Raw genomic sequence first — 14751 nt, forward strand, 5'->3', positions numbered from 1 at the left:
GACGACGACGATGAGTAGCAAAGCGGAGCACGCCGAGAACGGTGAGCAGAGCGCGAACGGCGCGCACGGCCCTGCCGTGCCGCAGACGCGCACCGCGCGGCACCGCCGGATCGTGGACATCCTCAACCGGCAACCGGTGCGCTCGCAGAGCCAGCTGGCGAAGCTGCTCGCCGACGACGGACTGAACGTCACCCAGGCCACGCTCTCCCGCGACCTGGACGAGCTGGGCGCGGTCAAGATCCGCAACACCGGCGGCGAGCTGATCTACGCCGTGCCCAGCGAGGGCGGCTTCCGCACCCCGCAGGCCCCGCTCGGCGAGTCGGCGAAGGAGGAGCGCATGCGCCGCCTCGCCGGTGAGCTGCTCATCTCCGCGGAGGCGTCGGCGAACCTCGTCGTGCTCCGTACGCCACCGGGCGCGGCCCAGTTCCTCGCCTCGGCCATCGACCAGGCCGAACTCCACGTCATCCTCGGCACGATCGCCGGCGACGACACCCTGATGCTGATCAGCCGCGACCCGGCCGGCGGCCAGGCCCTGGCGGAACACCTCCTGCGCCTGGCCCAGAACGACCACTGAACCCTGGCCAGCACTTCAAGCCAGTCCGGCACATTCAAGCCCCTCCGGCGATTGAGGAGCGGGGTCCGGGGCAGAGCCCCGAGACCTGAACTCCCGCGCCGGGGGCGCTTCACGGCAGGCCCAGTACACCCGCCAGTTCGGGCCCGACGAACGCCGCGAGCTCACTCCGGGTCGGCCCCGTCGCGGGCCCCCGCCGAGTAACCGCCAGAGCCGCAGCCGCATTCGCCCCCCGAGCCGCATCGACCGCTGAAACCCCCCGCCCCAACAGCGCCAAGAACGCCCCGACATGCGCGTCCCCGGCCCCATTGCTGTCGACCGCGTCCACGGCGAACCCGGCGACGTGCACCACGTCCTGCGACCCCGGCGGAGCCACCCAGCAGCCGTCCTTGTCGGCCCGCACCAGCACCCCCGCCCCGTCCCGCAGCCGCCCGCGCAGCGCGAGCGCCGCCTCCCGCGGCTCGGCCACCCCGGACATCAGCCGGGCCTCCCGCGCGTTGCAGCTCAGCCAGTCCGTACGAGCGAGCACCGGGTCCAGCACCTCGGCCGGGATGTCGGACACCAGCGGCGCCGGGTCGAAGCAGACCCGTACGTCGTCGGCGAGGCCCGCGACCAGCGCGGACAGCAGCGGCCCGTTGACCTCCATCACCAGGCCGTAACCGGAGACCTGCACGAGGTCGCCGCCGCGCACGGCCCCGGCGATGCCCGCCGCCTCCTCCGGCGTCATCCGCGCATCGACCCCGAAGCTCGTCACGAACGTCCGCTCGCCGCCCCCGTCGACCAGCGCCACACAGAACCCCGTGTCACCGTCGATCCGTACCGGGAGCAGCGTCTCGATGCCCTCCGTCGCGAGGGAGGCCCGCACCAGCTCTCCGTAGGGGCCGGTGCCGTGCAGGCCCGCGTACACGGCCTCGGCGCCGAGCCGCCGGGCGGCCGTCAAGGTGTTGAAGCCGCCGCCCGCGTACAGCGCGGTGCGGGTGCCGATGACGTCGCCGCCGCGCTCCGGCAGCGCGGGCACGTCGATGACCAGGTCGGCGATGACGTTCCCGGCGAGCACGACACGGGAGTCGGCGGTCATCGGGTGGCCTCCTTCAGGGTTACGGGATCAGGTGCGGGGGAGTCGGCCGTCACCGGCGTGCGGCGTCCGAGCAGCGCGTACAGCGCACCGCCGACGACGATCGCGACGAGCCAGCCGAGACCGTTCGCACCGAGCCACGACCCGGCGAGCGGCCCCTCGAACCACACGTCGTCCGCGCTCGTCGCGGCCTTCGTGAACAGCAGCCCGGCCACGATCGCGGCCACCCAGGCGACGACGGCGGGCAGATGGAAGCCGCCGCGGTACCAGTACCGGCCGCCCCGCCCCGTGTTCATCAGCCCCGCCGGGTCGTAATCCCGCCCCCGCAGCATGTCGACGGCGATCACCCCGATCCACGCCGAGATCGGCACGGCCAGCAGCGTCAGGAAGGTACTGAACGGGCCGTAGAAGTCGTCCGCGATCAGCATGAAGTAGACCCCGCCGAGGAACATCAGGACGACGTCCACGCACACCGCCCACGCCCGCGGCACCCGCAGGCCGAGCGTGATCATCGTCAACCCGGCCGAGTACGTCGACAGATGATTGGACATCAGAAGTCCGCCGAACGCCGCGATCAGATACGGCACCGCCATCCACGACGGCAGCATCGCGTTGATCGCCGAGACCGGGTCGGCCGAGGTCGCGAGGGACGGGTCGCCCGCCGTGAGCAGCGAGCCGAGCGAGATCAGCAGCACCAGCGGGATGCCCGCGCCGAACGCGGAGGCCCGCACGAGCCGCCCGCCGGGGATCGCCCGCGGCAGGTAACGGGCGTAGTCCGCACCGGCGTTGGCCCAGCCGATGCCGGTGCCCGCCGCGATGAAGCCGATGCCCGCGACGACGCCGCTGACCGGGCCCGCCGGGGTGTCCAGGACCTTCGACCAGTCCACGGTCGCGACGAGAAAGCCCATCACGACCAGGTTCAGGACACCGAAGAGCACGGTCGCCCACTTGTTGATCCACATGATCGTGGCGTGTCCGAGCCCGCTGATCAGCAGCGTGCAGACGATGAAGACCAGCAGGCAGACCAGGGTGAGGACGGTGCCTCTGCCGACCCCGAGGACCGTGTCGAGCAGGGCCAGCAGCGCGTACGCCGCCGTGGTCGTGGTGATGGTCTCCCAGCCGACCCGGCTCAGCCAGGTCACCAGGGTGGGCCCGTGATTGCCGCGCTGCCCGAACACCGCGCGCGACAGGGTCAGCGCGGGCGCACCCCCCTTCCTGCCCGCCAGGCTGAGCGCGCCGACCAGGGCGAACGAACCGACCGAGCCGACGACCGCGACGAGCACGGCCTGCCAGATGTTCAGGCCGCGGAAGGCGACCAGCGTCGCACCGAGCGGCAGCCCGAGGATCGAGATGTTGGCGGCGAACCACGTCCAGAACATCTGGCTCGCGTGGCCGTGCCGCTCGCTGTCGGGGACCGGTTCGATCCCTCGGGTCTCCACGGTGCCGACGCGGTCGTTCTTCGTTGAAGCGGCCATCGCGGAACCTCCTTAGCAGGGTGGGTCAGGCTGTGCGGAAGGTGAGCAACTGGCGTGTCAACGGCTCCAGTTCGAGCTGGTTGACCTCGCGCAGCGTCCGTACGGCGGTGGCGGGCAGCGCGCCCAGACCGCGCACGGAACCGGCGATCGCGCCCGCGATCGCGCCGATCGTGTCGCTGTCGCCGCCGAGGTTCGCCGCGAGCAGCGCCGAGCGCCACGGGTCGCCGCCGGTCAGCGCGAGCACCGCGAACGCCGCGGGGACGGACTCCTGGCCGGCCACGCTGGTACCGACGAGCGCGTCGATCCGGTCGAGCGCCGTGGCCTCGTCGAGCCCGGCGACCAGCTCGCGCGCCCAGCCGATCCGCGCCGAGATGCTGGCGCCCGCGATCCAGTGGCCGCGCCGGGCGCCGGCCGCCGACGCGGCGATCGCCGCGTCGAAGGCGTCGTCGAGGGAGCCGCCCGCGACTCCGGTGGAGACGGCCGCGGCGACCGCCGCCGCGCCCGCGATGCCCACCGTCGTGTCGTGCGTGACCTGGCAGGACTCGACGACCCGGTCGAGGAACGGGTCCGGGTCGTCGGCGGCGTAGGAGAAGGCGATGCCGACGGGGGTGACCCGCATCGCGGCACCGTTCGTGGTGCCGTACTTGCCGGCCTCCTTGGGGTCGGTGCCCCGGGCCACGGCGTCCAGCGCCGCCTTGGTCGAGGGGCCGAGCAGGTCGAACGACCCCTTGGCCTTCATCTCCTTCTCCCAGGCGAGGAGTTCCCCGGCGAACCGCAGCGGGTCGACGTGCCCGCCGCCCTCCACGATCAGCCGCGCCACGATGACGGCCTGGTCCGTGTCGTCCGTGACGGACCCGGCGGGCATGCCCGCGCTGACCGGGTTGTCGGGCCCCGCGGGCTCGAAGCCGTTCAGCGTGCCGTAGACCCGGACGACGTCGGCGCGGGACATGACCTGGGTCGGCATGCCGAGCGCGTCGCCGAGCGCGAGGCCGTAGAAGGCGCCCGCGGCGCGGTCGGCGAGGGCGGGATCAGGGGTGGTGCTCACGGGTGGCCTCCTCGGCCGGAACGGACGTGCAGTTGGAATCGGGACGGGTCCAGCAGGCTCGTCACCTGCTCGACCACGCCCCCGTCCGCGTCGCGGAACACCTGGGCGACACGGAGGAAGGGCTCGCCGGGGGAGCGGCGCAGGGCCGCGGCGTCGGCCGCTTCGAGCCCGGTGACGGCGATGTGCGCGTCGCCGGAGTCCGGAATCCGGCCGGCCGCGGTGAGCGTGCGGCTCAGGGAGCCGCCGTCGAGGCCACGCTCGACGAGATCGGCCAGCGGTCCGACGGCGGGCACCCGGCTGAACTCCAGCGAGACACCGTGCCCGTCGGGCAGTCGGCGCACGCGGTCCAGCGCGATGAACTCGACCTGCTCCAGGCCGAGTTCGGCGGCGAGGGCGGTGTCGCGTATCCGCTCGAAACGCAGCGTGTGCGTGGTCAGCTCGGTGCCCTGGGCGGCGAGCGCCCGGGTCCAGCCGAGGCGCTGGTCGAGCGGAGCGCCGTCGAAGGTGACGATCGAGCCGATCCCGGCGTGCGTCTCGATGAGCCCCTGCTCGCCGAGCACGCCGAGGGCCTGCCGCACGGTCGTCCGGCTGACCCCGAACCGCTCCCGCAGCGCGTGCTCGCCGGGCAGTTTGCTGCCGTCGGCGTGCACGCCCGTACGGATCTCCTCCGCCAGCACATGGGCGACGCGGTGATGCTTGTGAACCTGTCCAGGCATGTCTAGAAGGTAGCCACGAAGAAGCCGACCTGTCTACACCTGTCCAGTGTCGACTTGGCCGGCTTCCGTACGTCTCCTGGCGGGGCTCAGTCCTTGTCCGCGACCCTGGCCCGGTACGACATCCAGGCCGCGACCAGCGCGCCGGACACGTTGTGCCACACCGAGAACACCGCGGCGGGCAGCGCGGCCAGCGGGCTGAAGTGGGCCGTGGCCAGTGAGGCGGCGAGGCCCGAGTTCTGCATGCCGACCTCGAACGCCATCGCGCGCGACGCGGGCGCCCCGAGCCGCGCGACCTTGCCGGCTCCGTACCCGAGCGCGAGTCCGAGCCCGTTGTGCAGCACCACGGCCAGCAGCACCAGCAGGGCCGCCGACTTGATGGCCTCGGCGCTGCCCGCCACCACCACCGCCACGATCACGGCGATGGTCAGCGCGGACAGCCACGGCAGCACGCCGAGCACCCGGTCCACGTAGCGGCCGAGCACCAGGCGCACGACCAGGCCCGCCAGCACCGGCAGCAGCACGGTCTTGAGGATGTCCGTCATCATCGACCCCGCGTCCACCGGCAGATAGGCGCCCGCGAGCAGCAGCGTCAGTGGCGGGGTGATCAGCGGCGCGAGCACGGTGGAGACCGTGGCGACGGAGACGGACAGGGCGACGTCGCCGCGTGCCAGGTAGGTCACGACATTGGATGCGGTACCGCTGGGCGCGCAGCCGACGAGAATGACGCCGGCCGCCAACTGCGGGGACAGGCCGAGCGCGTGGGCGATGAGCCAGCCGAGCCCCGGCATGATCACGTAGTGCGCGACGAGCCCGAGCCCCACGGCCCACGGGCGCTGTGCGACGCCCTTGAAGTCGCCGAGGGTCATGGTCAGGCCCATGCAGAACATCACGACGCCCAGCAGATACGGCACGTTGGTGCCCCATCCGGCGAAGGTGTCCGGGGTGGCGAGCCCCAGCCCGCCCGCGACGAGCACGAGGACGGGGAACACCGTGACCGCGAGCCGGGCCGCCCGGTCGGCGGACCCGCTCGCCGCGGCGGGGCTCTCGGGGGAACTGGGGTTCGTCTGTTCGGTTTCGCTGTGCACCGGGCGATGCAACGCCGTCGTCGTGCGCGGGTGCAACCGCGTCTCGATATATGGTCGCTACACGCGTATCAGTACCTGGTGATCGCCGTCGCCCCGCCCGCCGTCCCGATCGCCATGTGCGGCGCCCGCCCCGGCCGCGCCCACGCCAGGATCCGCCGCATCGCGTCCTTCGGTACGGACACGCAACCGGCCGTCGCCCCCTGCCCGTTGACGTGCAGGAAGATGCCGGCGCCGCGGCCGCGCACCGGCCGGTGGTAGTTGAAGCCGATGACGAGCGCGTGCGCGTACTGCGTGCGGTAGTCGGCGAGGTGCTCGGACTCGGACGCGCGGCAGTCGCGCGGGCGCGGCTCGGTCCAGCGGTTGTAGGCGCGCGCGTCGTTGTCCTGGCACCACCAGGAGTCGTTGTGCACCCGGCGGTACGTCACCGAAGTGCCGCCGGGCGCCGCCGCGTTGCCGAACGCGAACGGCAGGTCGTACAGGCCGGTGGGCGTCGTGTTCGTGCCCTGCTTGCGCCGGGCGCCCTCGACGAGCCCCTTCGCGCCGAACCGCGCGGGCGCCGAACCGGCCTTCACCCAGCGGCCGTCGGCCCGCCGGTCCCACCAGGTGACGGTGCCGCGCGTCGAGGCCGTCCGCGGCGCCTCGGCGGTGACCAGCTGACTGCCGCCGCCCGTGTCCGCCATGCGGGCGGGCAGCACAGTGGCGGCGGCGCCGCCGGGCGGAGCGGCGCCGAGCATGCCGAGGAAAGCGGCGGAGGTGACGATTCCGGTACGAAGAAGCCCTAAACGGCATAGAAGGCGCATGGGTGAGAACGTAGCGGGCGGGAGCGGTGGTGGCAGCCCCGGTGACCCGTCCAGGCTGAACCCGGCGTGTTCCTTGCCGTGCCCGGCGGGATTGACGATTCATGCATGCCTCTGCATAATCATGCATACCGATACTGTGGTCCGCGAATGTGGTCGCACATCAACCGGCATGAGGAGCAGAGCACGTGAGCAGCAACACCGGCGATGTCCGCCTCTGGGGCGGCCGGTTCGCCGACGGCCCCGCCGAGGCCCTGGCGAAACTCTCCGCCTCCGTCCACTTCGACTGGCGTCTGGCGCCGTACGACATCGCGGGCTCCCGCGCCCACGCGCGCGTGCTCACCAAGGCCGGCCTGCTCACCGACGACGAGCTCACCCGCATGATCGCCGGGCTCGACCAGCTGGAGGCCGACGTCGCGGACGGCTCGTTCGTCGGCACCGTCGCCGACGAGGACGTGCACACCGCCCTGGAGCGCGGCCTGCTCGAGCGGCTCGGCCCCGACCTCGGGGGCAAGCTGCGCGCGGGCCGCTCCCGCAACGACCAGGTGGCGACGCTCTTCCGGATGTACCTGCGCGACCACGCCCGGATCATCGGGGGCCTGATCGCCGACCTGCAGGAGGCCCTCGTCGGCCTCGCCGAGGCGCACCCGGACGTCGCGATGCCCGGCCGCACCCACCTCCAGCACGCCCAGCCGGTGCTGTTCGCCCACCATGTCCTCGCGCACGTCCAGCCGCTGGCCCGGGACGCCGAGCGGCTGCGGCAGTGGGACGCGCGCACGGCCGTCTCGCCGTACGGCTCGGGCGCCCTGGCCGGCTCCTCGCTCGGCCTCGACCCCGAGGCGGTCGCGACGGACCTCGGCTTCGAGCACGGCTCGGTCGCCAATTCCATCGACGGCACCGCCTCGCGCGACTTCGTCGCCGAGTTCGCCTTCATCACCGCGATGATCGGCGTGAACATCTCCCGGATCGCCGAGGAGATCATCCTGTGGAACACGAAGGAGTTCTCCTTCGTCACCCTCCACGACGCCTTCTCGACCGGCTCGTCGATCATGCCGCAGAAGAAGAACCCGGACATCGCCGAGCTGGCGCGCGGCAAGTCCGGCCGCCTCATCGGCAACCTCACGGGCCTGATGGCGACCCTCAAGGCCCTCCCGCTCGCGTACAACCGCGACCTGCAGGAGGACAAGGAGCCGGTCTTCGACTCCTGCGACCAGCTGGAGATCCTGCTGCCCGCCTTCACTGGCATGATGGCCACGCTCACCGTCCACCGCGAGCGCATGGAGGAGCTGGCCCCGGCCGGCTTCTCGCTCGCCACGGACATCGCCGAGTGGCTGGTCAAGCAGGGCGTGCCGTTCCGTGTCGCGCACGAGGTCGCGGGCGAGTGCGTGAAGGTCGCCGAGGCCGAGGGCAAGGAACTCGACGAGCTGACCGACGACCAGTTCGCGAAGATCTCCGAGCACCTCACGCCCGAGGTGCGCACGGTCCTCAACGTGCCGGGGGCCCTGGCCTCCCGCTCCGGCCGCGGCGGCACCGCGCCCAGCGCGGTCGCCGTCCAGCTCGCCGAGGTCAAGCAGGACCTGGCGGTGCAGCGGGGCTGGGCCGACGCCAAGAAGTAGCGCCGACGCCAGGAAGCAGCGCCGGCGCGCACGACGCGGGGCCCGGTTCGTCCATCGGTGGACGGACCGGGCCCCGCGTCGTACCGCCACCGGCTCTCAGCGGCGGGCCCGCGCCCCGCCCCCGTAGCTGGACAGGTCGAGCAGCAGCCCGCACAGCACCACGACCCATCCGATGCCGCGCACCCCGACGACCGGGGCGTACGCGAAGACGTAGCCCAGGGTCGTCCACGGCAGCAGGACCAGACCGGCCAGCGGCAGCAGGAGGCCGGTGAAGGCCCGGTCCACGAGGTTCGTGAACAGCCAGGTGATGACGAGCGCGACGCGGGGCCCGATCGCCGCCATCGCCGCGAAGATGCAGCACCCCATGTCTCTACCTCCCGGAAGACCTGAACGTACCGACAGTCGTAACACTGGGTGAGCGAACCGGCCACCGGGGTTACGGACACCCTGTGAATGAGACAATCGTGTCTCATCTGCGCTACTCTCGTCTCATGTCCTTCGATCGCGAACAGGTACTGCGCAGCGCCGCGGCCCTGCTCACCCGCAAGTCCACGGCCACCACGGACGAGGTCGCCCGGGCCGCGGGCATCAGCCGCGCCACCCTGCACCGGCACTTCGCCGGCCGCGACGCCCTCGTCCGCGCCCTGGAGGACCTCGGCATCCAGGAGTGCGAGGCGGCGCTCGACCGGGCCCGCCTCGACGAGGACCGGGCCGAGGACGCGCTGCGCCGCCTCATCGCCGAGATCGAGGGCGCGGCCCCGCTGCTCGCCTTCCTCGTCACCGAGAACCAGCTCTTCGAGGGCGACGAGCAGCACGCGGGCTGGGCCCACCTCGACGCCCGGATCGCGGCGCTGTTCCGGCGCGGCCAGGAAACCGGCGAGTTCCGGATCGATCTGACCCCCGTGTGGCTGACCGAGGCGCTGTACGGCCTCATCGGCAGCGGCGCCTGGGCCGTCATGGACGGCCGCGTGGCGGCGAAGGACTTCTCATTCATGATCGCCGAGCTGCTGCTCGGCGGCGCACGACGGAGCGTGGAACCATGACCAGCACGAAGCAGCGCACATCCGCGGCGGAGGTGGTGTCGAGGCCCGGACGGTGGCTCGCCCTCTGCGTCCTCGTGCTCGCGGTGCTGCTCGTCGCCGTGGACGCGACGGTCCTCGGCCTCGCGACCCCGTACATCAGCGAGGACCTGAAGCCCTCCGGCACCCAGCTGCTGTGGATCGGCGACGTCTACTCCTTCGTCATCGCCGGACTCCTCGTCTCCATGGGCAGCCTCGGCGACCGCATCGGCCGCAAGAAGCTGCTGCTGGTGGGCGCCGTCGCGTTCGGCGCGGTCTCGGTCCTCAACGCGTACGCCACGACACCGGAGTTGATGATCCTGGCGCGCGCCCTGCTGGGCGTCGCGGGCGCGACCCTCATGCCGTCGACCCTGGCCCTGATCCGCAACATCTTCCACGACCCGCGCGAGCGTTCCCTCGCCGTCGGCATCTGGGGCGCCATGGCCTCGGCGGGCGCGGCGGTCGGCCCGGTCGTCGGCGGCTTCCTGCTCGAACACTTCTGGTGGGGCTCGGTCTTCCTCATCAACCTGCCCGTCATGGCGGTCCTCGTCGTGGTCGGCATCAAGCTCATCCCCGAGTCGAAGAACCCGGTCCCCGGTCCCTGGGACCTGGTCAGTGTCGTGCTGTCCCTGGTCGGCATGATCGCTGTCGTCTACGCGGTGAAGGAGGCGGCGGCGCACGGCTTCCGCTGGGACGTGGCGGTGTCGGCTGTCATCGGCGCGGCGGCGCTCACCTGGTTCGTCCGCCGCCAGCTCACGCTGGACTCACCGCTGTTGGACATGCGCCTGTTCCGCAACCGCGGCTTCTCCGGCGCGGTCCTCGCCGACCTCCTCACCATCCTCGGCCTGTCCGGACTGGTCTTCTTCCTGTCCCAGTTCCTTCAACTGGTGCAGGGGCGGCGCCCGTTCGAGGCGGGCCTGGCCGAACTGCCCGCCGCTGTCGGCGCGGTGGCGGCCGGTCTGATCGCGGGAGTGGTGGCGCGCCGCTTCTCGGTGCGCTCCGTCGTCGCCGGCGGCCTCGCGGCCGTGGGCCTCGCCCTGGCCGCCCTCACGACGCTGAGCCAGAGCACGGGCTACCCGCTGCTCGGCGGGGTGCTGCTGGTCGTCGGGGTCGGCGCCGGCTTCTCGTTCACGGTCACGGCGGACGTGATCCTCTCCAGCGTGCCCAAGGAACAGGCGGGCGCGGCGTCGGCGGTCTCCGAGACGGCGTACGAACTCGGCGCGGCCCTCGGCATCGCCCTGCTCGGCTCGATCGTCACGGGCGTCTACGCGGGCTTCACGGCGCCGCCGGGCACCCCCGCGGACGTGGCGTCGGCCGCCCACGAGTCCCTGGGCGGCGCGGTCGAATCGTCCTCGGCCCTCCCCGCGCAGCAGGCGCACGAACTGCTGACCTCGGCGCAGACGGCCTTCGTGGACGGCCTTCAGGTGGCGGCGGGCGTCGGCGCGGCGGTCCTGCTGGTGACGGCGGTCGCCGCCTGGTTCCTGCTCAGGGGGCAGCGCCTGGAGCACTGAGCGCCGCAGGAGAAACACGTGGGCCCCGGTCGCCGGAGATCTCCGGCGACCGGGGCCCACGTCGCGTCGTTCAGGCGGCCTTCGCCTAAGCGGCCTTCGCCTTCGTGGCGTACATGTCCACATACTCCTGGCCCGACAGCCGCATGACCTCCGCCATCACGGAGTCGGTCACGGCCCGCAGCACATAGCGGTCGCGGCCCATGCCGTCGTAGCGGGAGAACTCCATCGGCTCACCGAACCGCACGGTCACCCGCCCGGGGCGCGGGATGCCCGCCCCGCCCGGCTGCAGCTTGTCCGTGCCGATCATCGCGAACGGGACGACGGGCGCGCCCGTCATGAGCGTCAGGCGGGCGATGCCGGTGCGGCCGCGGTACAGCCGGCCGTCGGGGGAGCGCGTGCCCTCCGGGTAGATCCCGAAGATGTTGCCCTCCTCCAGGATGCGGCGGCCGGTCATCAGCGCGGCCACGCCGCCGTTGGCACCGTCCCGGTCGACCGGGATCATGCCGACGCCGGTGAAGAACCACGCCATGAGGCGGCCCTTGAGGGTCTTGCCGGTGACGTACTCGTCCTTGCCGATGAAGCACACCTGCCGGTCGCAGACGAGCGGCAGGATCATGGAGTCGATGAACGTCAGATGGTTGCCCGCCAGGATGACGGGGCCGGTGCCCGGGATGTTCTCGGCGCCTTCCACACGCGTGCGGAACATCAGGCGCATGATCGGACCGAGCACTGCCTTGATGAGCGCGAAGCGGGACAACGGGCCCTCCGGTGTCAAGGAACGGACAGGAATGTGCGTAGGGGTCTGTGCAGGTGAGGACGATACTCGCGGCCGGGTACCCGTTGCACATCGGGTTCACCGACCCGATACGCAGAGTTGACCTGAGTGAGCGCCCCGTTGATGCGGCGACGACACCCAGGAGTCATCCCGCATCACCCTGACGTTCCGTCCGGGGTCTCCCACTCGTCACTCCCGCACACCTACGATCGGTCCCGCTTTGACAGGTGCAAGGCGGGACTTGGCGGGAGGAGTGCTTCATGGGGAACGAGAAGTCGCAGGACGCACAGCAGGCACAGGAGACGCGGGCCGAGGGGGCGGTGGGCCGGCGCTCGCTGCTGGGCGCCGCGGTGCTCGGCGCGGGCGCGGCCGCCCTCGGCGCGCCGTCGGCCGCCGTGGCCGCCGACCGCGGCAGTGGCGGGAATCACTCCGGCCAGGGTTATCGCAGCCTGCCCGTGCCGACGGTCGTCGCCCATCGCGGCACCAGCGGCTACCGCCCCGAGCACACCCTGGGCTCGTACCAGTTGGCGCTCGACATGGGCGCCCATGTCATCGAGGCAGGCGACATCGTCCCGACCAAGGACGGCCGGCTCGTATGCCGTCACGAACCGGAAATCGGGGGCACCACGGACGTCTCGGCCCACCCCGAGTTCGCCTCCCGCAAGACCACGAAAATCATCGACGGGGTCTCCACGACCGGCTGGTTCACCGAGGACTTCACGCTCGCCGAGCTGAAGACGCTGCGGGCCAAGGAGCGCATCCCGGCGACCCGGCAGCGCAACACCCTCTACGACGGGCGCTGGGAGATCCCCACCTTCGAAGAGGTGCTCAAGTGGCGCGCGGAGCAGAGCAGGAAGCGCGGCAAGGAGGTGTGGATCCACGTCGAGACCAAGCACCCCACCTACTTCCGCAAGCTCGGCCTCGGCCTGGAGGAGCGCCTCGCCACACTGCTGCGCGCGTACGGCCTGCACCGCAAGAACTCGCCGGCCTTCCTGCAGTCCTTCGAGCCGACGAGCATCCAGCGCCTGAACAAGCTGGTCGACAACCCGCTGGTCGTCCTGCTCTCCACGGCCGGCTCCCGCCCGGCGGACTTCGTCGACATCGGCGACCCGCGCACCGTCGCCGACCTGATCACGCCCAAGGGGCTCCAGGAGATCGCGACGTACGCGCAGGGCATCGGCCCGACCCTGGACCTCGTCATCCCCAAGGACGCGGCGGGCAAGCTCCTGGAGCCGACCACCCTCGTGAAGGACGCGCACGCGGCCGGGCTGATCCTCCACCCGTACACGATGCGCAACGAGAACACCTTCCTGCCCGCCGACTTCAAGAAGGGCACGGACCCGAACGCCTACGGTGACGCGTTCGGCGCCTTCAAGGCGTACTTCGCCACGGGCATCGACGGCATCTTCTCCGACAACTGCGACACCGCCCTGCTCGCCCGCGAGGACTTCGTCAACGGCTGACCCGCGGGCCCCGGTTGGAGTGAGACGCGGCCGCCCCGGCAACCTCGTGCCGGGACGGCCGCGTCCCGCCGGGCATGACGACAACGACGTACGACCCGGTGATCGAGACCCTGCGCCCCCTGCTCGCGGCCGAGGTCCGGGCCGAGCTCCCCGGCACCGCCGAGCCCCGCGACCTCGAACAGGCCGTCTGGGTCCGCCTGCTGGAACACCTCGACACCCAGGGCCCGCCCGCCGACCCCGCGGCCTGGCTGACGGCGACGGTCCGCGCGGAGGCGGGCCGTCAGCGCCGTGCGGCCCTGCGCGAACTGCCGTACGCCACCGAACCCGCCGCCGAGACGGCCGAATCGGACCCCGAGCACCACACGCTGACCAGGGAGCGCGCCCGTGCCCTGCACGCCGCCGTGCGCAGGCTCCCCGGACGCTGCCCCCGCCTCATCGGCGCACTGCTGTCCCCGAAAGACCTCACGTACCGGGAGATCGCAGGCGAGTTGGGTATGTCACAGGGCAGCCTTGGGCCGGAACGTTCCAGATGTCTGGGATGCCTGCGCAGAATCCTCGCGTCCGAGGTTGCGCCCGGGGCCCGTAGGGGAAAAGGGTGAGGGACAACCGGCGGACAGGTGAGCGGGAGGCATGCACACATGGGCATGAGCGTGACCATCTCTGCGGCGACCGAAGCGGACACCGAGCAGATCCTCAAGCTGCAGTACCTCTGCTATCAGAGCGAGGCGCAGCTCTACGGCGACTACTCGATCGAGCCGCTCACGCAGTCCCTCGACTCGGTCAGGGCCGAACTGACGGGCGGCACCGTCCTGGTGGCCCGCCTCGGTGACGAAGTGGTGGCGTCGGTGCGCGGCACGCTCGGCGCGGACGGCACCGCCCGCATCAACAAGCTCATCGTGCACCCCCGCATGCAGCGCCACGGCCTGGGCGGCCGCCTGCTCGCCGCCGTCGAGTCCGCGCTCGGCACGGCGGGCACGGCCAAGCGCTTCGAGCTGTTCACGGGCCACCGCAGCGAACACAACCTGCGCCTGTACCGCAAGCACGGCTACGCGGCCGTGGCGACGAAGCAGGTCGACGAGCGGCTGACCGTGGTGACGCTGGCCAAGGACATCGAAGCCGGGGCGCTGACGGCTAGCGCGTAGCGTTCCGGGCCCGGCGCAGCCAGAACAGTGCGGAGACGGGCAGCAGCACCGGGATGAACAGGTACTCCATGCCGTAGTCGGACCAGACGGTGGAGTCCGCGAACGCGGAGGGCTCCACCAGAGTCCAGGTCCCGACCCCCAGGACGCCCACGAGCTCGGCGGCGCAGCACACCAGCGCCGCCTTGCGGGCCGTCTCGCCGCCCCGCACGAGCGAGTACGTGATGAAGCCGTAGACGACACCCGCGACGGCGGAGAGCGTGTACGCGAGCGGCGCCCTGCCGAAGTCCGTCGCGATCTGGAAGACCGAGCGGGACACCGCGCCGACGACCATCACGCCGTACAGCCACACGAGCAGCGTGCCCGGACCGCTCGTCAGCGCCCGCGACGTCTTCTTGGCGCCCTCAGCATCGGCAGTGTTCCCG

16 protein-coding genes are annotated in these 14751 nt (G+C 71.8%); 7 read left to right on the forward strand and 9 right to left on the reverse strand.

Annotated elements, in window-relative coordinates:
• Positions 1 to 10 precede the first annotated feature (10 nt).
• A complete protein-coding gene (locus tag ACQUQD_RS33250; RefSeq protein WP_428955880.1) occupies positions 11 to 574 on the forward strand; it encodes an arginine repressor in 564 nt (187 codons plus the stop codon).
• A 109-nt stretch (positions 575 to 683) separates the two neighbouring features.
• Here ACQUQD_RS33250 and ACQUQD_RS33255 read toward each other — a convergent pair whose 3' ends face one another.
• The 6 genes from ACQUQD_RS33255 to ACQUQD_RS33280 all read right to left on the reverse strand — a co-directional run bounded on the left by ACQUQD_RS33255 (position 684) and on the right by ACQUQD_RS33280 (position 6701).
• The gene (locus ACQUQD_RS33255) at positions 684 to 1649 is read right to left on the reverse strand and encodes a PfkB family carbohydrate kinase (protein WP_428955881.1); all 966 of its coding nucleotides are present in this window, start codon (positions 1647 to 1649) and stop codon (positions 684 to 686) included.
• On the reverse strand, positions 1646 to 3121 hold the full coding sequence (locus tag ACQUQD_RS33260; protein WP_428955882.1) for a purine-cytosine permease family protein: 1476 nt from the start codon (positions 3119 to 3121) through the stop codon (positions 1646 to 1648). Before ACQUQD_RS33260 ends, ACQUQD_RS33255 begins: the two co-directional genes overlap by 4 nt.
• 25 nt (positions 3122 to 3146) lie before the next feature.
• A complete protein-coding gene (locus ACQUQD_RS33265; protein ID WP_428955883.1) occupies positions 3147 to 4166 on the reverse strand; it encodes an ADP-ribosylglycohydrolase family protein in 1020 nt (339 codons plus the stop codon).
• Positions 4163 to 4882: a GntR family transcriptional regulator gene (locus tag ACQUQD_RS33270; protein ID WP_428955884.1), complete on the reverse strand. Its 720-nt coding sequence runs from the start codon at positions 4880 to 4882 to the stop codon at positions 4163 to 4165. Before ACQUQD_RS33270 ends, ACQUQD_RS33265 begins: the two co-directional genes overlap by 4 nt.
• 86 nt (positions 4883 to 4968) lie before the next feature.
• Positions 4969 to 5967 (reverse strand): bile acid:sodium symporter family protein, encoded by a 999-nt coding sequence (locus ACQUQD_RS33275; protein ID WP_428955885.1) that lies wholly within the window; start codon positions 5965 to 5967, stop codon positions 4969 to 4971.
• Between the two features lie 68 nt (positions 5968 to 6035).
• Positions 6036 to 6701 (reverse strand): L,D-transpeptidase family protein, encoded by a 666-nt coding sequence (locus ACQUQD_RS33280; RefSeq protein ID WP_428955886.1) that lies wholly within the window; start codon positions 6699 to 6701, stop codon positions 6036 to 6038.
• Positions 6702 to 6952: 251 nt separating this feature from the next.
• Between ACQUQD_RS33280 and argH the strand changes: the two genes are divergently transcribed.
• Positions 6953 to 8380: an argininosuccinate lyase gene (argH, locus tag ACQUQD_RS33285; RefSeq protein ID WP_428955887.1), complete on the forward strand. Its 1428-nt coding sequence runs from the start codon at positions 6953 to 6955 to the stop codon at positions 8378 to 8380.
• A gap of 96 nt (positions 8381 to 8476) precedes the next feature.
• Here the strand turns inward: argH and ACQUQD_RS33290 are convergent, their stop codons facing one another.
• Complete coding sequence (locus ACQUQD_RS33290; RefSeq protein ID WP_428955888.1) at positions 8477 to 8746, reverse strand: hypothetical protein; 270 nt, start codon at positions 8744 to 8746, stop codon at positions 8477 to 8479.
• A 125-nt stretch (positions 8747 to 8871) separates the two neighbouring features.
• On the opposite strand from ACQUQD_RS33290, the gene ACQUQD_RS33295 reads away from it, so the two are divergent.
• Positions 8872 to 9423, forward strand: coding sequence for a TetR/AcrR family transcriptional regulator (locus tag ACQUQD_RS33295; RefSeq protein ID WP_428955889.1), 552 nt, complete (start codon positions 8872 to 8874; stop codon positions 9421 to 9423).
• Positions 9420 to 10949, forward strand: a complete 1530-nt coding sequence (locus ACQUQD_RS33300; protein WP_428955890.1) for an MFS transporter — start codon at positions 9420 to 9422, stop codon at positions 10947 to 10949. The genes ACQUQD_RS33295 and ACQUQD_RS33300 overlap by 4 nt, the downstream gene beginning before the upstream one ends.
• Before the next feature lie 85 nt (positions 10950 to 11034).
• On the opposite strand, the gene ACQUQD_RS33305 is transcribed toward ACQUQD_RS33300, so the two are convergent.
• Positions 11035 to 11724 carry a lysophospholipid acyltransferase family protein gene (locus ACQUQD_RS33305; protein WP_428955891.1) on the reverse strand — a complete coding sequence of 230 codons (690 nt, stop codon included), beginning with the start codon at positions 11722 to 11724 and terminating at the stop codon, positions 11035 to 11037.
• A gap of 260 nt (positions 11725 to 11984) precedes the next feature.
• On the opposite strand from ACQUQD_RS33305, the gene ACQUQD_RS33310 reads away from it, so the two are divergent.
• The 3 genes from ACQUQD_RS33310 to ACQUQD_RS33320 all read left to right on the forward strand — a co-directional run bounded on the left by ACQUQD_RS33310 (position 11985) and on the right by ACQUQD_RS33320 (position 14329).
• On the forward strand, positions 11985 to 13187 hold the full coding sequence (locus ACQUQD_RS33310) for a glycerophosphodiester phosphodiesterase (protein WP_428955892.1): 1203 nt from the start codon (positions 11985 to 11987) through the stop codon (positions 13185 to 13187).
• A 74-nt stretch (positions 13188 to 13261) separates the two neighbouring features.
• Positions 13262 to 13786 (forward strand): sigma-70 family RNA polymerase sigma factor, encoded by a 525-nt coding sequence (locus ACQUQD_RS33315; RefSeq protein ID WP_428955893.1) that lies wholly within the window; start codon positions 13262 to 13264, stop codon positions 13784 to 13786.
• Between the two features lie 39 nt (positions 13787 to 13825).
• A complete protein-coding gene (locus ACQUQD_RS33320) occupies positions 13826 to 14329 on the forward strand; it encodes a GNAT family N-acetyltransferase (RefSeq protein WP_428955894.1) in 504 nt (167 codons plus the stop codon).
• Here the strand turns inward: ACQUQD_RS33320 and ACQUQD_RS33325 are convergent.
• The gene (locus ACQUQD_RS33325; protein WP_428957718.1) at positions 14319 to 14705 is read right to left on the reverse strand and encodes a hypothetical protein; all 387 of its coding nucleotides are present in this window, start codon (positions 14703 to 14705) and stop codon (positions 14319 to 14321) included. The genes ACQUQD_RS33320 and ACQUQD_RS33325 overlap by 11 nt on opposite strands.
• Between the last annotated feature and the right edge of the window lie 46 nt (positions 14706 to 14751).

Source organism: Streptomyces sp. cg35 (genome assembly GCF_050410835.1).
Taxonomy (GTDB): domain Bacteria; phylum Actinomycetota; class Actinomycetes; order Streptomycetales; family Streptomycetaceae; genus Streptomyces.